At 53.9% G+C, this 15,441-nt stretch carries 15 protein-coding genes; 12 read left to right on the forward strand and 3 right to left on the reverse strand.

The window, feature by feature from the left end:
- Positions 1-42 precede the first annotated feature (42 nt).
- Positions 43-1,587, forward strand: coding sequence for a class I adenylate-forming enzyme family protein (locus tag DHN43_RS23150; RefSeq protein ID WP_108820214.1), 1,545 nt, complete (start codon positions 43-45; stop codon positions 1,585-1,587).
- Entirely contained in the window at positions 1,587-2,090 is a 504-nt protein-coding gene (locus DHN43_RS23155; RefSeq protein WP_057464785.1) for a GNAT family N-acetyltransferase, read from the forward strand. Before DHN43_RS23150 ends, DHN43_RS23155 begins: the two co-directional genes overlap by 1 nt.
- A gap of 51 nt (positions 2,091-2,141) precedes the next feature.
- Here the strand turns inward: DHN43_RS23155 and DHN43_RS23160 are convergent, their stop codons facing one another.
- Positions 2,142-2,594, reverse strand: coding sequence for an Lrp/AsnC family transcriptional regulator (locus DHN43_RS23160; RefSeq protein ID WP_063286911.1), 453 nt, complete (start codon positions 2,592-2,594; stop codon positions 2,142-2,144).
- A 90-nt stretch (positions 2,595-2,684) separates the two neighbouring features.
- Here DHN43_RS23160 and DHN43_RS23165 point away from each other — a divergent pair, with 90 nt between their 5' ends.
- Positions 2,685-3,377, forward strand: a complete 693-nt coding sequence (locus DHN43_RS23165; protein WP_208995588.1) for an AzlC family ABC transporter permease — start codon at positions 2,685-2,687, stop codon at positions 3,375-3,377.
- Complete coding sequence (locus DHN43_RS23170) at positions 3,374-3,670, forward strand: AzlD domain-containing protein (RefSeq protein WP_108820215.1); 297 nt, start codon at positions 3,374-3,376, stop codon at positions 3,668-3,670. Before DHN43_RS23165 ends, DHN43_RS23170 begins: the two co-directional genes overlap by 4 nt.
- Before the next feature lie 44 nt (positions 3,671-3,714).
- On the opposite strand, the gene DHN43_RS23175 is transcribed toward DHN43_RS23170, so the two are convergent.
- Positions 3,715-4,806, reverse strand: a complete 1,092-nt coding sequence (locus DHN43_RS23175; RefSeq protein WP_108820216.1) for an ABC transporter ATP-binding protein — start codon at positions 4,804-4,806, stop codon at positions 3,715-3,717.
- 61 nt (positions 4,807-4,867) lie between these two features.
- A complete protein-coding gene (locus DHN43_RS23180; RefSeq protein WP_108820217.1) occupies positions 4,868-5,674 on the reverse strand; it encodes an IclR family transcriptional regulator in 807 nt (268 codons plus the stop codon).
- Positions 5,675-5,884: 210 nt separating this feature from the next.
- Between DHN43_RS23180 and DHN43_RS23185 the strand changes: the two genes are divergently transcribed.
- The 8 genes from DHN43_RS23185 to DHN43_RS23220 all read left to right on the forward strand — a co-directional run bounded on the left by DHN43_RS23185 (position 5,885) and on the right by DHN43_RS23220 (position 15,390).
- Positions 5,885-7,075 (forward strand): ABC transporter substrate-binding protein, encoded by a 1,191-nt coding sequence (locus DHN43_RS23185; protein ID WP_063286964.1) that lies wholly within the window; start codon positions 5,885-5,887, stop codon positions 7,073-7,075.
- Between the two features lie 256 nt (positions 7,076-7,331).
- Positions 7,332-8,153, forward strand: coding sequence for a carbohydrate ABC transporter permease (locus DHN43_RS23190; protein ID WP_063286965.1), 822 nt, complete (start codon positions 7,332-7,334; stop codon positions 8,151-8,153).
- A 1-nt stretch (position 8,154) separates the two neighbouring features.
- The gene (locus DHN43_RS23195) at positions 8,155-9,003 is read left to right on the forward strand and encodes a carbohydrate ABC transporter permease (RefSeq protein ID WP_093518628.1); all 849 of its coding nucleotides are present in this window, start codon (positions 8,155-8,157) and stop codon (positions 9,001-9,003) included.
- 120 nt (positions 9,004-9,123) lie between these two features.
- Positions 9,124-10,101, forward strand: a complete 978-nt coding sequence (locus tag DHN43_RS23200) for a 2-dehydro-3-deoxygalactonokinase (RefSeq protein WP_208995589.1) — start codon at positions 9,124-9,126, stop codon at positions 10,099-10,101.
- A complete protein-coding gene (locus DHN43_RS23205; protein WP_108820218.1) occupies positions 10,088-10,726 on the forward strand; it encodes a 2-dehydro-3-deoxy-6-phosphogalactonate aldolase in 639 nt (212 codons plus the stop codon). Before DHN43_RS23200 ends, DHN43_RS23205 begins: the two co-directional genes overlap by 14 nt.
- Positions 10,723-11,595 carry an SMP-30/gluconolactonase/LRE family protein gene (locus DHN43_RS23210; RefSeq protein WP_108820219.1) on the forward strand — a complete coding sequence of 291 codons (873 nt, stop codon included), beginning with the start codon at positions 10,723-10,725 and terminating at the stop codon, positions 11,593-11,595. Before DHN43_RS23205 ends, DHN43_RS23210 begins: the two co-directional genes overlap by 4 nt.
- A 4-nt stretch (positions 11,596-11,599) precedes the next feature.
- A complete protein-coding gene (locus DHN43_RS23215) occupies positions 11,600-13,600 on the forward strand; it encodes a beta-galactosidase (RefSeq protein ID WP_108820220.1) in 2,001 nt (666 codons plus the stop codon).
- Entirely contained in the window at positions 13,597-15,390 is a 1,794-nt protein-coding gene (locus DHN43_RS23220) for an IlvD/Edd family dehydratase (protein ID WP_108820221.1), read from the forward strand. The genes DHN43_RS23215 and DHN43_RS23220 overlap by 4 nt, the downstream gene beginning before the upstream one ends.
- Positions 15,391-15,441: the final 51 nt, after the last annotated feature.

Below are 15,441 nucleotides of genomic sequence, written 5' to 3' on the forward strand. Positions count from 1 at the left end.
TTGCTTTTGAGGGAAAGCACTCTGATTTGAGGGGGAGACCGAATGAACCTGGCAGAATGGCTGGCCCGTACAGCAAGAATAACACCCGACGCACCTGCGCTTTTTCACGGAACGCAGCTTGTGGCAACCTACGGTCAGTTTGGCGCGCGCTCCGCTGCCATCGCCGGTGCTCTGCAAAGTGACTATGGTGTTTCCAAGGGCGACCGTGTTGCCATCTTCATGAAAAACCGCACAGAGTATCTGGAAGCCAGTTATGGCATCTGGTGGTCTGGCGCCGCTGCAATTCCGATCAATGCCAAGCTGCACCCGAAAGAAGCCGCATGGATTATCGAGAATGCTGAGGCCACCACCGTCTTCATCTCTGATGATGTGGGTGAGGATCTGATCAGGGAAATCGACCAGTCCAAAACCAAGGTTATCTCGGTAGATCAGGACAGCTACAAACAGATGCTCACCGCAGAGCCTTTGGCGCAGCCTGTGCCCATTGACGCGCAGGATATGGTCTGGTTGTTTTACACCTCCGGCACCACAGGCCGCCCTAAAGGGGTGATGATGTCCTCGCAAAACATCCAGAGCATGATGCTCGGGTATTATGCAGGCATTGGCACACCAACGCACGAAGACGCCACGCTTTACGCAGCTCCCATGTCTCACGGTGCAGGCATTTACAGTTTCATGCACGTTGTGGCCGGTGGTCGTCACGTTTGCCCGGTCTCTGGCGGGTTTGACGCTGCAGAGATTTTGGAAATCGCCCCACAGGTCGGCAGGATCGCCATGTTTGCGGCACCCACAATGGTGCACCGGCTGGTGGAAGTGGCCAAAGCCACAGGCGCAACGGGTGAGGGGCTGGACACCATCATCTATGCTGGTGGTCCAATGTACTTCGCTGATATCGTTGAAGCCGTTGATGTTCTCGGACCACGCTTCGCACAGATCTACGGGCAGGGCGAATGCCCAATGGGCATCACGGTCCTCAGCCGGGAGCAGGTCTGCGACAGAAAACATCCCCGTTGGGAAGAAAGATTGAAATCAGTTGGGGTAGCTCAAGTCGTCTCGAATCTCCGTGTGGTAGGAGAGGACATGAAAGACCTGCCCGTCGGTGAGATTGGCGAGATTGTCGTGTCTGGTTCGGCGGTCATGCTAGGCTACTGGCACAATGAGGAAGCAACCGCTTCCACGATTGTCGATGGTTGGTTGAAAACAGGCGACATGGGTGCGCTGGATGAGGATGGGTTCCTCACCATGCACGACCGCTCGAAGGATATGATTATCTCGGGCGGGTCCAATATCTATCCTCGCGAAGTGGAAGAGATCCTTCTGCTGCATCCGGATGTATCTGAAGTCGCAGTTGTCGGTCGGTTCCATGAAGAGTGGGGCGAAGAGGTGGTGGCAATCATCTCGCCAGAGAAGGGAAAGACCGTCGCTTTTGCAGAGCTGGATCAGCTGTGCATTGATAACATCGCGCGTTTCAAGCGTCCGAAGCAATATGTCGCCATGGATCAGTTGCCCAAAAACAACTACGGCAAGATCCTTAAGCGAGACTTGCGAGAGATGTTGAAAGGCCCGCAGAGAGGTGGATCAGTCTGATGAAGTCCTTTGAAATTCGTAGTGCTCGCTCAAAAGATATCCCGCAGATCGGAGAGGTCGGTCTCGCCTCATGGAAACGGGGCATCGGCCCCCACGTGCCACAGGTTGCTCACGACACCATGAGCAAAGCCTCCTTCACTGATTTTGCAAGCGCCTGTCTGGATCAGATTGTGGTGGCGGTCAAAGAAGATCGCGTGCTCGGCTTTGCTGCAACAGAACATGCCGACAACTTCATCACCGATCTCTGGATTGACCCGGACTACGAGAGCAGCGGACTGGGCACCGCATTGGCAGAAGAAGCGGAGCGCCGCATCGCCGCCCGTGGCTACCACACCGCAGAAATCTCGGTCCTCATCCAGAACGAACGCGCTCTGGGTCTCTATCACCACATGAGATACGAGGACGTGCGCGAGGCCACCAAGTTCGACGAAGACCTCAAATGCGAAATCACCTACATCCGCCTCCGCAAACACCTCCCATTCTACGCAGAAGAAATCGCCTGAGGTCTTCCCTCAGGCATACCTTCTTTGCGGGGGATCTATGAAACACTCCCATCAGATAGGTAACTCAAGCGTGGCCTTCTCTGTTGAGACGACAATGGATGTTCTGAATTTGCGGACATTTTTGTCTGCAAAGAAGAACCTGTGGGTGAAGGCCTCGTAATCTTCAATGTCTTTAGCCATAACAATCATCATGAAATCCGCATCACCAGCAATACAATAGAAGTGCGTAACTTGCCGATCCTCACGGGCTTTACGCTTAAAGGCGTCAATTTGATCTAATCGATCTCGTTCCAGCTCAACAGCAACCACTGCGGTTATTCCCAAACCAACTTTCTTGGGATCAAGAACGGCAACCTCTTTCTGGATTACTCCTGTATCACGTAGAGCTTTCAGCCGACGCTGCACAGATGCTGTCGACGTTCCAGAATGTTCGGACAACTCCTGAATCGAAGTCTTGGCATTTTCCTGCAAAGCACGAAGCAGAGTTACATCGATAGCGTCCATGATAGAATTTCCCTATAAATGCTGATAGTTTGATTTATTCATATCATATTATCGCCAATAAAGCGCTTAATTGCATCACTGGCTGCATCTATGCTCAACCTCATGAAACATGGTGCTATATCAATCCTTCCCCTTGCTGCCGGGGCGGCCCTTTACGGCTTCGCATTTGGTCTTTTGGCGGCACAGACTGGCTTCCCGTGGTGGAGTGTCGGCCTTATGAGCGCAGCCGTTCATGCGGGTTCATCTCAAATCGTTGCCGTCGAGCAATTTGCCAATGCCTCAACAGTTCTCGGAGCCGCATTTGCAGGTGCTGCTCTCAATTTAAGATACATCGGGATCGTCGCCTCCCTGTCTGATGTTCTTGCAGGCTTATCTTTGCGGGCAAAGCTGGTCGCAATTCATATAACCGGAGATGAGAACTGGGCGCTCACGATGTCGGAACGGGCGAAATCCAAAGACATCGGAGCCTCATTCCTGATCGGATCAGGCCTGGTCATGATCTTCGTATGGACGCTATCCACTGCATCCGGTGCTTTGGTTGGGACGGTCCTGCCTGACCTTGAAAGGTTCGGACTCGGCTTTGCCTTCACAGCAGCCTTTATCGCAATGGCGAGAGGGCTATGGCAGGGGCGATCAAGTATCCTGCCATGGGCGGTCGCGTTTGGATTAGCAATCGCGATGGTTTACCTGGGACTTCCCAAGGCCTACGCAATTGTTGCCAGTGCCCTCTGTGGGCTCGTTGCGTCGCATATGATCCGCCAAATCAGGAGCGCTTCACAATGACCAGCTCTCATTGGCTTATCATTCTCACACTGGCTGTGGCTGCCCTATCTATCCGGATAATCGGACTTTTTGCTGGGAGCAAAGTTAGAGCATCAAAGCACTCCTGGGTGCTGGAGGAGCTGCCCGGCCTGATTGTCGTCAGCCTCATTGCGACGTCCCTTTCCGGGCAATCTATGCAAATGTGGATGGCAGCTGCAGTCGCTTTGGCCGTAGCAATCACAACAAACCACGTCATTGCAACGATGTGTCTCGGTGTCGCTGCATTTGGAGGTTTATCGCTGATTACGGGTTAGCGGTGGCGTCCCCACTCCAGCCGCAAAAGCAACCATCCCAGCCGCTACCGCAACCGCTCGCCATCTGGCTTGAACAGCAAGGCCCGTGAGGCGGGCAGGGTCAGGTGCAGGGCTTCGCTGTTTTGCTCAAGGCGGTTGCCGCGGCTTTCTGCGATGACCTGAACGCCGTCGGGCAACGTGCAGTAGGCGTAGCTGGTTTCGCCGAGGTTCTCGACCAGCGACACGCTCACATTCGCGCCAACGCCGTCTTCATCCGAGCCAACCACAAATTGTTCAGGGCGAATGCCAACGCTCACCATTGCACCCTCCACTATGGAGGAGGTGAGCCCCGGTACGACCAACGTCTGCCCGTCAAAACCGGATACTGCAATCTCCAGCCCTGCATCGGTTGAACGCCCAGCCTTACCACTCAGGAAGTTCATCTTCGGAGAGCCGATAAAGCCCGCCACGAACTGGTTCGCCGGATTATCGTAAAGCTCCAGCGGCTTGCCCACCTGCCGGATGTAACCACCTTCCAGCACCACAATCTTGTCAGCCAGTGTCATAGCCTCCACCTGATCGTGGGTCACGTAGATCATCGTGGACGCCACGTCCTTGTGCAGCTTGGCAAGTTCAATGCGCATTTGCACGCGCAGCTCTGCATCAAGGTTGGAAAGCGGTTCGTCAAACAGGAACACCTTCGGGTTGCGCACAATCGCCCGCCCAATCGCCACGCGCTGCCGCTGACCACCGGAAAGCGCTTTGGGGTGACGGTCCAGATACTCTTCCAGTTTCAGAATACGCGCCGCTTCATCCACCTGCCGCTTGATCTCGGCTTTGGGGTGTCCGGTCATCTTCAGGCCAAAGCCCATGTTCTCCGCAACGGTCATGTGCGGGTAGAGCGCGTAGCTCTGGAACACCATGGCAATACCGCGTTGGGAGGGATCGATGTCCGTCACATCCTCATCCGCAATATGGATGGTCCCACTGTTGCTGGTCTCCAACCCGGCAATGGTCCGCAGCAAGGTGGATTTTCCGCAGCCAGAGGGTCCAACGAAAACAACAAACTCGCCCTCCTCAATGTCCAGGTCCACACCGTGGATCACCTGCGTGTCGCCATAACTCTTCTTTAGATCGCGCAACACAACTGCGGTCATCTGTTCCCCTCCCGAAAAATATCTTCAATATCTGAGCAAGGGCCTCCCAAAGCCCCGCAAATCAAACACCCAGTGCAATCTGAGCGTTCTCTGAAATCTCATTGGTCGCCGCCTTCATGGCAGGCAAATAGGTTTTGACCATGGTGTCGAGCGAGGTCACATAGGTCGTGCTGGTCACGGAAAGCGCACCAATCGGCTCCCCGCGCTTGTTCAGGATCGGCAAGGCCACACAAATGATGGTGCCTTCATGCTCCTCATCGTCATAGGCATGTCCGCGCGTGCGAATACGAGCCAGCTCATCACGCAGCATTGTCTCGTTCACCAGCGTCTTATCGGTATGGCACTGGAATGATTGCGCCTTGATCGCCTCAGCAAGCCGTGCCTCAGGAAGAGCAGAGAGCATCGCTTTGCCAACACCCGTGCAGTAGGCCGGGCCAATCTTGCCAGGGCTGGAGAACATGGAAACGCTGCGCGGCGGCAGGCGCTTGTCCACGTAAAGCACCTGATTGTTGTCCAGCACAGCCAGATGAATGGTCTCAGGAATCTGCGTGCTCAGCATGTCCAGCGTATCCCGCGCCACACTGGCAAGGCTGGCACGGCTCCAGGCAGAATGGGCCAGCCGCAGTACCCGCATGCCAATGCTGTAGGTCTGATGCACCTCGTCATGCACCAGCATGCCTTCCTTCACCAATTGCCGTAGCTGACGGTGCAACGTCGCCCGGCTCAGCGGCAAAGCATTCAAAAGCTCTACGAACCGAGGGGGTGATTCTGCCATTGCAACCGCGTCCAGCACCACCAGTGCCTTGGAAATGGGGCTTGTGAGGTCTTGCTCGGTTTCCTCAGAGATACTCAGGGTTTGTGCGCCCATTTCCTGTTGTTTCCTTACCCGTTCCGGAAATCTGCAATTTTCATACAGATCCCTTCCTAGTTCCTTTGGTTGACAATTATGCACTAGCACGTAACTATTTCAATGGTCAAAACAAAGTTTCATTCAATGGAACTTATTTCTTGGCGATATTGGGAGGTTTAGGTGTTTAATTTTAGCAAGGTAGCTGCGAGCGGTTTCGCTGCAGCATTTATGATTTCAAGTTCCGCATATGCCGCTGGCGATCTGATTATCAATCTCGACCAGACGGATCCGGCTCCAAAAAAAGCATTTGAAGACATCGTGGCTGGCTTCTCCAAGGAGAACCCGGATGTGAACGTCATCGTCAACACGATGCATAAGGAGGGCTATAAAACCTCCATTCGCAACTTCCTCACAGCAGACGCGCCGGACCTGGCAACATGGTACGCGGGCAACCGCATGGCACCCTTCGTCAATGCGGGTCTGTTTGAAGACGTCTCGGATGTCTGGGAGGAAAATGGTCTCAATGAGCAGCTGAAATCAGCAGCGGCATCCATGACCATTGATGGCAAAAAATGGGGTGTGCCCTACACGTACTACCAGTGGGGCATCTACTACCGCAAAGATATCTTCGAAGAGAAGGGCATTGCTGTTCCAACCAGCTGGGACGAACTGGTTGCAGCATCCGCAAAGCTCAAAGCAGCTGGCATTGACCCGTTCACAATCGGCACAAAAGCACTTTGGCCAACAGGCGGCTGGTTTGATTACATGAACCTGCGCGTCAACGGCTACGAGTTCCACATGGACCTCACCGCAGGCAAGGTGCCTTACACTGACCCGCGTGTAAAAGCGACTTTCGACAAGTGGGCCGAGCTGGTCAAGCCAGGCTACTACAACGCTAACCATGCAGCGTTGGACTGGCAGGAAGCTGTGCCAGCACTCGTGCAGGGCAAAGCGGCGATGTACCTGATGGGCAACTTCGCAGTTGACGTGTTCAAGAACGGTGGCCTGAAGGAAGAGCAGATCGGCTTTATGCAGTTCCCGGAAATCACACCGGGCATTCCAATGGCTGAAGATGCACCGACCGACACCATTCACATTCCTGCAAATGCCAAAAACAAGGAAGATGCGAAGAAGTTCCTTGCTTACATGGCGCGTGCAGATGTGCAGACGGCAACAAACGTCACACTCGGTCAGTTGCCTGTAAACTCCGGTGCAGAACGTCCTGAAGAGCGCATCCTGCAGCAGGGCTTCGACATGCTCTCCAATGCGTATGCGCTGGCGCAGTTCTACGACCGTGATGCTCCGGCAGCAATGGCAAAGGCTGGCATGGAAGGCTTTCAGGAATTCATGGTGAAGCCAGAGCGGGCTGACGCCATTCTGGACCGTCTCGAGAAGATCCGGACCCGTGTCTATAAGTAGTAGATAGGCGGAATTCTTAAGTAGGGTGGCGGAAGATTTCGCCGCCCTATGCTCTAGGAATAAACAGCGCAGAAGCATGATCTTCTGCAGGAGGACATAGATGAGCGAGCAGGCCTTGGCTCCTGTATCTTCCGGAAACTCACCAAAGTTTTCTGGAGGACCTGCCACATCAGGCGCCAGCAAAACCAGATCGTCAAAGTGGATTGCCAACCAGCGCAAACTTGCACCCTGGCTGTTTTTAGCGCCGGGTGTTGTGATGTTTCTGGTCTATGTGATCGCGCCAATCGGCCAGTCACTCTGGATCAGCTTGTATGAGTGGGATGGCATCGGCGTCAAAACCTTCATCGGCATTGCAAATTATATTGAGCTTATAGATGACGAGGCGTTTTACACCGCGCTGTACAACAACGTGTTGTGGCTCGTGCTGTACATGCTGGCAGTGCCTGCCGGATTACTGATTGCGATTTTCCTCAATCAGACTGTGACGGGCATTCGTATCTATAAGTCTCTGTTTTTCTTCCCTTTTGTCATCAGTCAGATTGTCGTCGGCCTCATCTTCTCATGGTTTTATGCCCCCAACTTCGGTTTGTTCACCAAGCTGCTGGAGTTTATGGGGGTGGAAGGCATTGCTATCCTTGCTGACGAGCGCTTTGTCACCTACGGCATCATCGTCGCTGGCCTTTGGCCGCAGATCGCATATTGCATGATCCTGTACCTGACGGGCCTCAACAACGTCTCACCAGACCAGATCGAAGCGGCGCGGCTGGATGGGGCAAAAGGCTGGAAGATGCTGTGGTATGTCATCATCCCGCAGCTACGCCCAGCCACCTTCATCGCAGTTGTCGTCACAATCATCGGCGCGCTACGCTCGTTTGATCTGGTCTCCATCATGACCAGCGGTGGCCCGTACGGGTCCAGTCGTGTGCTCTCCTATTACATGTACGAGCAAGCTCTGTCCGAATATGGCTTCCGCATGGGTTACGGCGCCTCCATCGCTGTTGTGCTCTTCGCTATCATGATGGTGTTCATCACGCTCTTCATTGTGCGTATGCTGAAAGATGAGAGGGAGGGCTACTAAGATGTTTCCAACTCCCGTCGCAAATGCATCCGCACCAACCCGTGTCGCTTACAAAGTGGCCCTGCCAATCTCCTTAGTGGTCTGGCTCTTGCCGCTGATCGGCGTCATGGTCACCTCCATCCGCCCGGGCTCAGACCTTGCCATGGGCAACTACTTCGGTGTGCCCTCCTCGTTTGAGCTGGGCAACTACCTGACCGTTTTCCAAAACACGCCCATGGGCCTGTTCATCATGAATTCGTTCAAGGTCACTATCCCAACCGTGATTGGTGCTGTTGCCCTGTCATGCCTGACCGGATACGCGCTGGCGACCTACAAGTTCAAAACCAATCTCTGGCTGTTCTTCATGTTCGTGGCAGGTAACTTCGTACCCTTTCAGATCCTCATGGTGCCGGTTCGTGACCTCACGCTCAAAATGGGCCTATACGACACGGTGACAGGTCTGGTGCTCTTTCACGTGGCCTTCCAGACGGGCTTTTGTACGCTCTTCATGCGCAACTTCATCAAGGCACTGCCGAGTGAACTGATCGAAGCCGCCCGTGTGGAAGGCGTCTCGGAACTGCGTATCTTCTGGTTCGTGGTGCTGCCACTCATGCGGCCCGCCATCGCGGCCTTGTCGGTGCTCATCTTCACCTTCATCTGGAATGACTTCTTCTGGGCGACCGTTCTGGTGCAGGGCACGCATGCCATGCCAGTCACAGGTGGCATCATCTCGCTCAATGGTCAGTGGGTTGCTCAATGGCATCTGGTATCAGCCGGGTCCGTCGTTGCAGCCATGCCTCCGGTCATCATGTTCTTCCTCATGCAAAAACACTTCATTGCAGGGCTAACGCTGGGGGCGACCAAGGGCTGACAAAATACCGGAAGCAGGAATGCCCCAAGCAATCCTGCTTCTCAAAATCCATCAATGCCGAAGGCGCCTGAAAATGTGCCTGAAGCTAATAATAAACATAAAAGGGAACAGGGGGCATAAGTGAACCAAGTGGCATCGCCAAATAACGACCTCCGTCAGATCACAAAGGCAAGCAGCTGGGTCGCCGTGGACTGGGGGACCTCCAGTCTTCGCGCATGGCTGATTGACGAAAACGGTGTAACGCAAAACAACGCAAAATCAACGCAAGGTGCGGGAACACTGCAACCTTCTGAATTTGAAGGTGTTTTGCTGGGTTTGATCGGAGACTGGTTACACAGCAACGCAAAACCAACGCAAGTGTTCATTTGCGGCATGGCTGGCAGCCGTCAGGGCTGGCAAGAGGCAGAATATGTGCCTGTGCCAACCAAACTGACAGAACTGCACCAGCATCTGGTTGCACCCAAAACAAGTAATGCCCGCATCCAACCGTTCATAGTGCCCGGTCTCTGCCAAAAATCAGAGCAGCACCCGGATGTTATGCGCGGTGAAGAGACACTCCTACTCGGCATTCTCTATGAGTTATCCGACAAATCCGGCGTTTTCTGCCTGCCTGGCACCCACAGCAAATGGGTAGAGATGGAAGAGGGGACAGTAACGCGTACCTCCACCTTCCTGAGTGGAGAGTTATTCGCGCTCACCGCCAAACAATCCATCCTCCGACATTCGCTGGATACGCAGGCAGAGCTGGACAAGGATGTTTTCCTCACCACGCTGGATCAGCTGAAAAATCAGGAAGCTACACTGCTCGGCAACCTGTTTGGTCTGCGCGCCGGACAGCTGCTCAACAACACCAGCACACAGGCAGGCGCTTCCAAACTTTCCGCACTTGTTATCGGAACAGAGCTTCTCGACATGCTCGCAAAGTGCGGGGACAACCCACCCAAGCAAGTCCACCTCGTTGGGGGCAACACGCTTGCACAAAATTACGCGCTGGCCCTGCAGCATCTCGGCTTAACACCGATCGTGCATGATGCAGACAAAGCCGCACTCACTGGACTATCCGCCGTCAGACAAGGGGCACTCAATGACAACAGTTAAACAAACACCAGAGCGCAACCTCATGGCTATCCTCCGTGGAGTGAAGCCTGCTGAGATTTTGGATATTGTGGAAGTGCTTATAGAAGCAGGCTTTTCACAGATCGAGGTGCCACTCAATTCGCCAGAGGCACTCAAGTCTATCACTATGGCACAAAACAAGTTCGGCAAGTTATCCGCCATCGGCGCGGGGACAGTTCTCACAGCAGAGCAAGTCAAACAGGTCCGCGCAGCAGGCGGAATCTTCATCGTCTCTCCCAACTACGATGAAGATGTTATCCGCACCACCAAGGCAGAAGGCATGGCCTCCTATCCGGGAGTTCTCACCCCGTCAGAATGCTTTGCCGCGCTGAAGGCAGGGGCTGATGCACTCAAGATCTTCCCGGCCTTTCAGGTGGGAGTAAAAGGCATTCAGGCAGTGCGTGCTGTGCTGCCGAAAGAGACCCTTGTGTATGCCGTTGGCGGTGTCGGCCCTGCGGAATTTGCGCAGTATGTGGAAGCAGGCTGTCAGGGCTTCGGCATGGCAAGCAACCTTTACAAGCCGGGGCACACCGCCGCGCAGGTTTCTGAAAACGCAAAAGAAATGGTTGCAGCATACGATGCGCTCAAACTCGGAGAGAGTGCATGAGTGAGCCCTATGTTTTCGCCAAAACAGAATGCAGCTTAGGGGAGGGCCCTCTTTGGAGCGCCCGCCATGACGCGCTGTTTTGGGTGGACATCAACAATCATCTGGTGCTGAAAAAGGGCATAACCGGTCCTATTGAAACATGGAAGTTCGATGAGCCGGTCTCCGCCTTTGCGCAGATCCCAAGCAGCGATGACTTCATGTTATCCTCTGCAACAGGTCTGTATCGCTGGTCTCCGGGAACGCACACTCGCAACCTTATCCTCCCTGTCGAGGACCAAAACCCTGTCACCCGCTCCAACGACGCCCGCACCGACCGTACCGGCGGGTTCTGGATTTCCTCCATGGGCCACAAAGCAGAAAAAGGCGCAGGCAGCCTTTATCGCTTTTTCAAGGGGGAATTAGCGAAGGTTGCCAGCGACATCACAATCCCGAATTCCCTTTGTTTCTCGCCAGATGGGGACACTGCGTACTTTTCAGACACGGTGACATCTCAGATCATCAAATGGTCACTAAATGCGCAAACTGGCCTGCCAGAAGGGCCCGCGGAGATATTTGCTGATATCTCCGGGACAGGATTTGGCCCCGACGGTTCCGTGGTTGATGCTGAGGGATATCTCTGGAACGCTCAATGGGGCGGATACAGAGTCGTTCGCTATAAACCTGATGGAATGGTGGATCGCATTATTGAGATTGACGCAAGTCAGGCATCTTGTCCTGCGTTTGGTGGGGCCGACTACAAAACGCTGTTCATTACCACGGCTCGCGAAAACCTGAGTGAGGAGCAATTGGCGAAAGAGCCTCTCGCTGGATCGGTTTTTGCAGTCCCTATTGATACTCCAGGTCTGCCAGACCCTGAACTACAAATGTGATCTCATGAGCGATAAGAAACACTTAGGTATCTGTTACTACCCAGAACACTGGTCAGAGGACTTATGGCAGCAAGATGCCAAAGAAATGGCCGAGCTGGGCATTACCTATGTGCGCATCGCTGAGTTCGCCTGGTCGCGTATTGAGCCTGAACCAGGGCGTTTCTCATGGGATTGGCTGGACAGCGCAATTGAGACTCTCGCAAGTGCGGGTCTCAAGATCGTAATGTGCACCCCAACTGCTACACCTCCACGCTGGATGGTGGATAAACACCCGGACATGCTCGCCGTTGACGAGAACGGCCACCCCCGAAAATTCGGCAGCCGCCGCCACTACTGCTTCTCCCACGAAGGCTACCGCTGGGAATCCCGCCGGATCACAGAAATCCTCGCTGAGCGATATGGTAATCACCCCTCTGTCGCAGCTTGGCAAACCGACAATGAGTACGGCTGTCATGAGACTGTCCGTTCCTGGTCTGGCTCCGCCCACAAGGCCTTCCAACTCTGGCTGGCGCAAAAGTACGGCAATATCAAAGCCTTGAATGAGGCTTGGGGCAATGTGTTCTGGTCAATGGAATACAACAGCTTTGAGCAGGTCGATCTGCCAAACCTGACGGTGACAGAGAGTAACCCGTCTCATAGGCTTGATTTCAAACGGTTTTCATCAGATCAAGTCGCTGAGTTCAACGGAGAGCAAGTTGATATCTTGCGCAAGCTCTCTCCGGGCCGCTCAATCCTCCATAACTTCATGGGCAACACGTTTTCCTTCGACCACTACAAGGTCGGAGACCAGCTCGATATCTCCAGCTGGGATTGCTATCCCCTTGGGTTCCACAGCCAATATCAGATGGAAAACCCGCAGGGCACACCTGATGGCTACTGGGAAGACTATTTCCAGCAAGGCGATCCCGATTATCAGGCCTTCCACCACGACCTTTACAGACAAGCTGGTCATGGCCGCCTCTGGATCATGGAGCTGCAACCCGGCCCCGTGAATTGGGCACCGTATAACCCAATCCCACTGAAGGGAATGGTGCGCTTGTGGAGCTGGGAAGCTTTCGCCCATGGTGCTGAAACCACAAGCTATTTCCGCTGGCGACAGGCCCCATTCGCACAGGAGCAAATGCATGCAGGGCTCAAGCAGACCGATAATAAGCCTGCGCAGGCTTATGTCGAAGCCGCTCAGGTTTCCCGCGAAATTGAGGAGCTGGGCGCATTCACCCCGTCAGAAGCTCCTGTTGCACTCATTGTTGACTACGAAAGTCACTGGGCACACGAAACTCAGCAGCAGGGTCAAGACTTTAGCTACTTCCGTCTCGTCCTCTCCTACTACCGCGCGCTGAGACAAAAGGGTGTTGATGTAGAAGTCATCAGACCAGCCTCTCAGGACTTATCCCCCTACAAGCTGGTCATTGTCCCCGCCCTTTATGCAATGAGCGAGGAACTCTCAGAAAACCTCAAAGCCTACATCGAGTTCGGCGGTGTCGTCCTCGGTGGTCCCCGATTGGCTCAGAAAGACAAGAACTACCAGATCTCTCAAAAGACCTTACATCTTCCTGAACCCTTTGAAGGCGTTGAGGTTCTACGTGTCAGTACCAGCCCGATAAAGTTTGCGATACCAGTCTCAGACCTGGCAGATCAGGAACGCGGCAAAGCCTATGTCTGGCAAGAAGAGGTCACCACCAGCTTGCCAATCCTGTTCGAAGACGAGAGCGGTCAACCGATCTTCATGGGCGAAAACAACATCTACTACGTCTCCGCCTGGGCCGACCCAACACTCATGAGTGCCATTCTGGATGAGGTCTTCAAACCTGCCAAAATTGATAAGGTGGAATTGCCGAGCGGATTGAGAAGAAGCAAAACATCTGTCGGCGCTTTCTACTATAACTATTCGAAAAATAAGATGAATTTGAAAGCGCTGCGTCTTGCTGATGCAGCGGAATTGGATGGATTGGAGCTGCCTCCAGCAGGGGTTGCTCTGGTTCGGGAAGGAACTGAAGAGCTATGACTGAAGCTCCAAAAACAAAACTCCGCTCACAAGAGTGGTTTGACTCGCCAGACGATCCGGGCATGACCGCACTGTATCTGGAGCGCTACCTGAATTACGGCATTACGCGTGAAGAGCTTCAGTCAGGCCGACCGATTATCGGTATTGCCCAGACGGGGTCCGATTTATCCCCGTGCAACCGTCACCATCTGGTGCTGGCAGAGCGCGTACGCGAAGGCATCCGCGAAATGGGCGGCATCTGCTTCGAGTTTCCTGTTCATCCTATTCAGGAAACCGGCAAACGCCCAACCGCAGCGCTTGATCGCAACCTTGCCTATCTCGGACTTGTCGAGACCCTCTATGGTTATCCGCTCGATGGTGTTGTTCTGACCATCGGCTGCGACAAGACCACACCAGCGCTGCTCATGGCCGCCGCAACCGTCAACATTCCCGCCATCTGCCTGACTGTTGGACCAATGCTCAATGGCTATCACAAGGGAGAGCGTGTTGGCTCCGGTACGGTTATCTGGAAAGCCCGCAAGATGTTGGCCACCGGAGAGATCGACTACAAAGAGTTCATGGAAATGGCTGCAGATTCTGCGCCATCCGTTGGTTACTGCAACACCATGGGTACGGCGTCTACCATGAATTCGCTTGCAGAAGCTCTGGGCATGAGCCTGCCCGGTTGCGCATCTATCCCCGCACCATATCGCGAACGCGGCCAGATCTCATATGAGACTGGCAAGCGCATCGTGCAGATGGTGCATGACGATCAAAAGCCGTCAGATGTCCTCACACGCAAGGCGTTTGAAAACGCAATTGCAGTGAACTCGGCCATCGGTGGTTCAACCAATGCGCCAATACATATCAACGCTATCGCACGACATATCGGCGTTGAGCTGCACAATGATGACTGGCAGAACCTGGGCCATAAAATCCCACTGCTTGCCAACGTTCAACCGGCTGGGGCTTACCTTTCAGAAGAGTTCCATCGTGCAGGCGGTATACCGGGCATCTTCTCAGAGCTGATGAAACATGACCACATTCATAAAGATGCTGTCACTGTTTCAGGAAAGACCACAGGTGAAATCTATGGAGAGAGCACAGTTGCCGACTACGACGTGATCTACTCCTATGATAAGCCGATGATGAAAGACGCCGGGTTCCTCAACCTCAAAGGCAATCTCTTTAAATCCGCAATCATGAAAACCTCTGTGATTTCAAAGGATTTCAGAGAGCGTTATCTGTCTAATCCAGATGATTTAGATGCTTTTGAGGGCAAGGTTGTGGTGTTTGATGGCCCTGAAGAGTACCACCACAACATCAACAACGAGGCTCTTGGCATTGACGCCAACACAATCCTCGTCATTCGCGGAACTGGCCCGATCGGCTATCCGGGCGGTGCTGAGGTTGTCAACATGCAGCCGCCGGATGAGCTCTTGAAGCAAGGCATTGATGCACTGCCATGTATCGGTGATGGTCGTCAGTCAGGCACCTCAGGCTCTCCCTCTATCCTCAACGCATCCCCGGAAGCCGCCGTCATGGGTGGTCTCGCATTGTTGCGTAACGGAGATATCGTTCGCCTTGATCTGAACAAGGGGGAAGCGAATGTGCTGATCTCTGAGGAGGAGCTGGCGAAGCGAAAGCAGGAGCTAGCTGAAAGTGGTGGCTATGAATTCCCTGAGCATCAAACGCCGTGGCAGGAAATTCAGCGCGGTATTGTAGATCAGTTTGATGAAGGCATGGTGTTGAAACCAGCCGTCAAATACCAGCGCATCGCGCAAAAAGGCCTGCCGCGTCATAGTCATTGATTGTGGTTCAAAACGAAAAAAGCCGCCTCAGATTGAGGCGGCTTTTTTGTT

It is taken from the genome of Pseudovibrio sp. Alg231-02, assembly GCF_900143565.1.
Lineage (GTDB): Bacteria > Pseudomonadota > Alphaproteobacteria > Rhizobiales > Stappiaceae > Pseudovibrio.

Excerpts from the sequence above, each read along its gene's own strand:
- DHN43_RS23220 (WP_108820221.1), top strand. The coding sequence starts at position 13,597 with ATGACTGAAGCTCCAAAAACAAAACTCCGCTCACAAGAGTGGTTTGAC.
- DHN43_RS23210 (WP_108820219.1), top strand. The coding sequence starts at position 10,723 with ATGAGTGAGCCCTATGTTTTCGCCAAAACAGAATGCAGCTTAGGGGAG.
- DHN43_RS23155 (WP_057464785.1), top strand. The coding sequence starts at position 1,587 with ATGAAGTCCTTTGAAATTCGTAGTGCTCGCTCAAAAGATATCCCGCAG.
- DHN43_RS23170 (WP_108820215.1), top strand. The coding sequence starts at position 3,374 with ATGACCAGCTCTCATTGGCTTATCATTCTCACACTGGCTGTGGCTGCC.
- DHN43_RS23160 (WP_063286911.1), bottom strand. The coding sequence starts at position 2,594 with ATGGACGCTATCGATGTAACTCTGCTTCGTGCTTTGCAGGAAAATGCC.
- DHN43_RS23185 (WP_063286964.1), top strand. The coding sequence starts at position 5,885 with ATGATTTCAAGTTCCGCATATGCCGCTGGCGATCTGATTATCAATCTC.
- DHN43_RS23165 (WP_208995588.1), top strand. The coding sequence starts at position 2,685 with ATGCTCAACCTCATGAAACATGGTGCTATATCAATCCTTCCCCTTGCT.
- DHN43_RS23190 (WP_063286965.1), top strand. The coding sequence starts at position 7,332 with ATGTTTCTGGTCTATGTGATCGCGCCAATCGGCCAGTCACTCTGGATC.
- DHN43_RS23180 (WP_108820217.1), bottom strand. The coding sequence starts at position 5,674 with ATGGGCGCACAAACCCTGAGTATCTCTGAGGAAACCGAGCAAGACCTC.
- DHN43_RS23205 (WP_108820218.1), top strand. The coding sequence starts at position 10,088 with ATGACAACAGTTAAACAAACACCAGAGCGCAACCTCATGGCTATCCTC.
- DHN43_RS23150 (WP_108820214.1), top strand. The coding sequence starts at position 43 with ATGAACCTGGCAGAATGGCTGGCCCGTACAGCAAGAATAACACCCGAC.
- DHN43_RS23175 (WP_108820216.1), bottom strand. The coding sequence starts at position 4,806 with ATGACCGCAGTTGTGTTGCGCGATCTAAAGAAGAGTTATGGCGACACG.
- DHN43_RS23215 (WP_108820220.1), top strand. The coding sequence starts at position 11,600 with ATGAGCGATAAGAAACACTTAGGTATCTGTTACTACCCAGAACACTGG.
- DHN43_RS23195 (WP_093518628.1), top strand. The coding sequence starts at position 8,155 with ATGTTTCCAACTCCCGTCGCAAATGCATCCGCACCAACCCGTGTCGCT.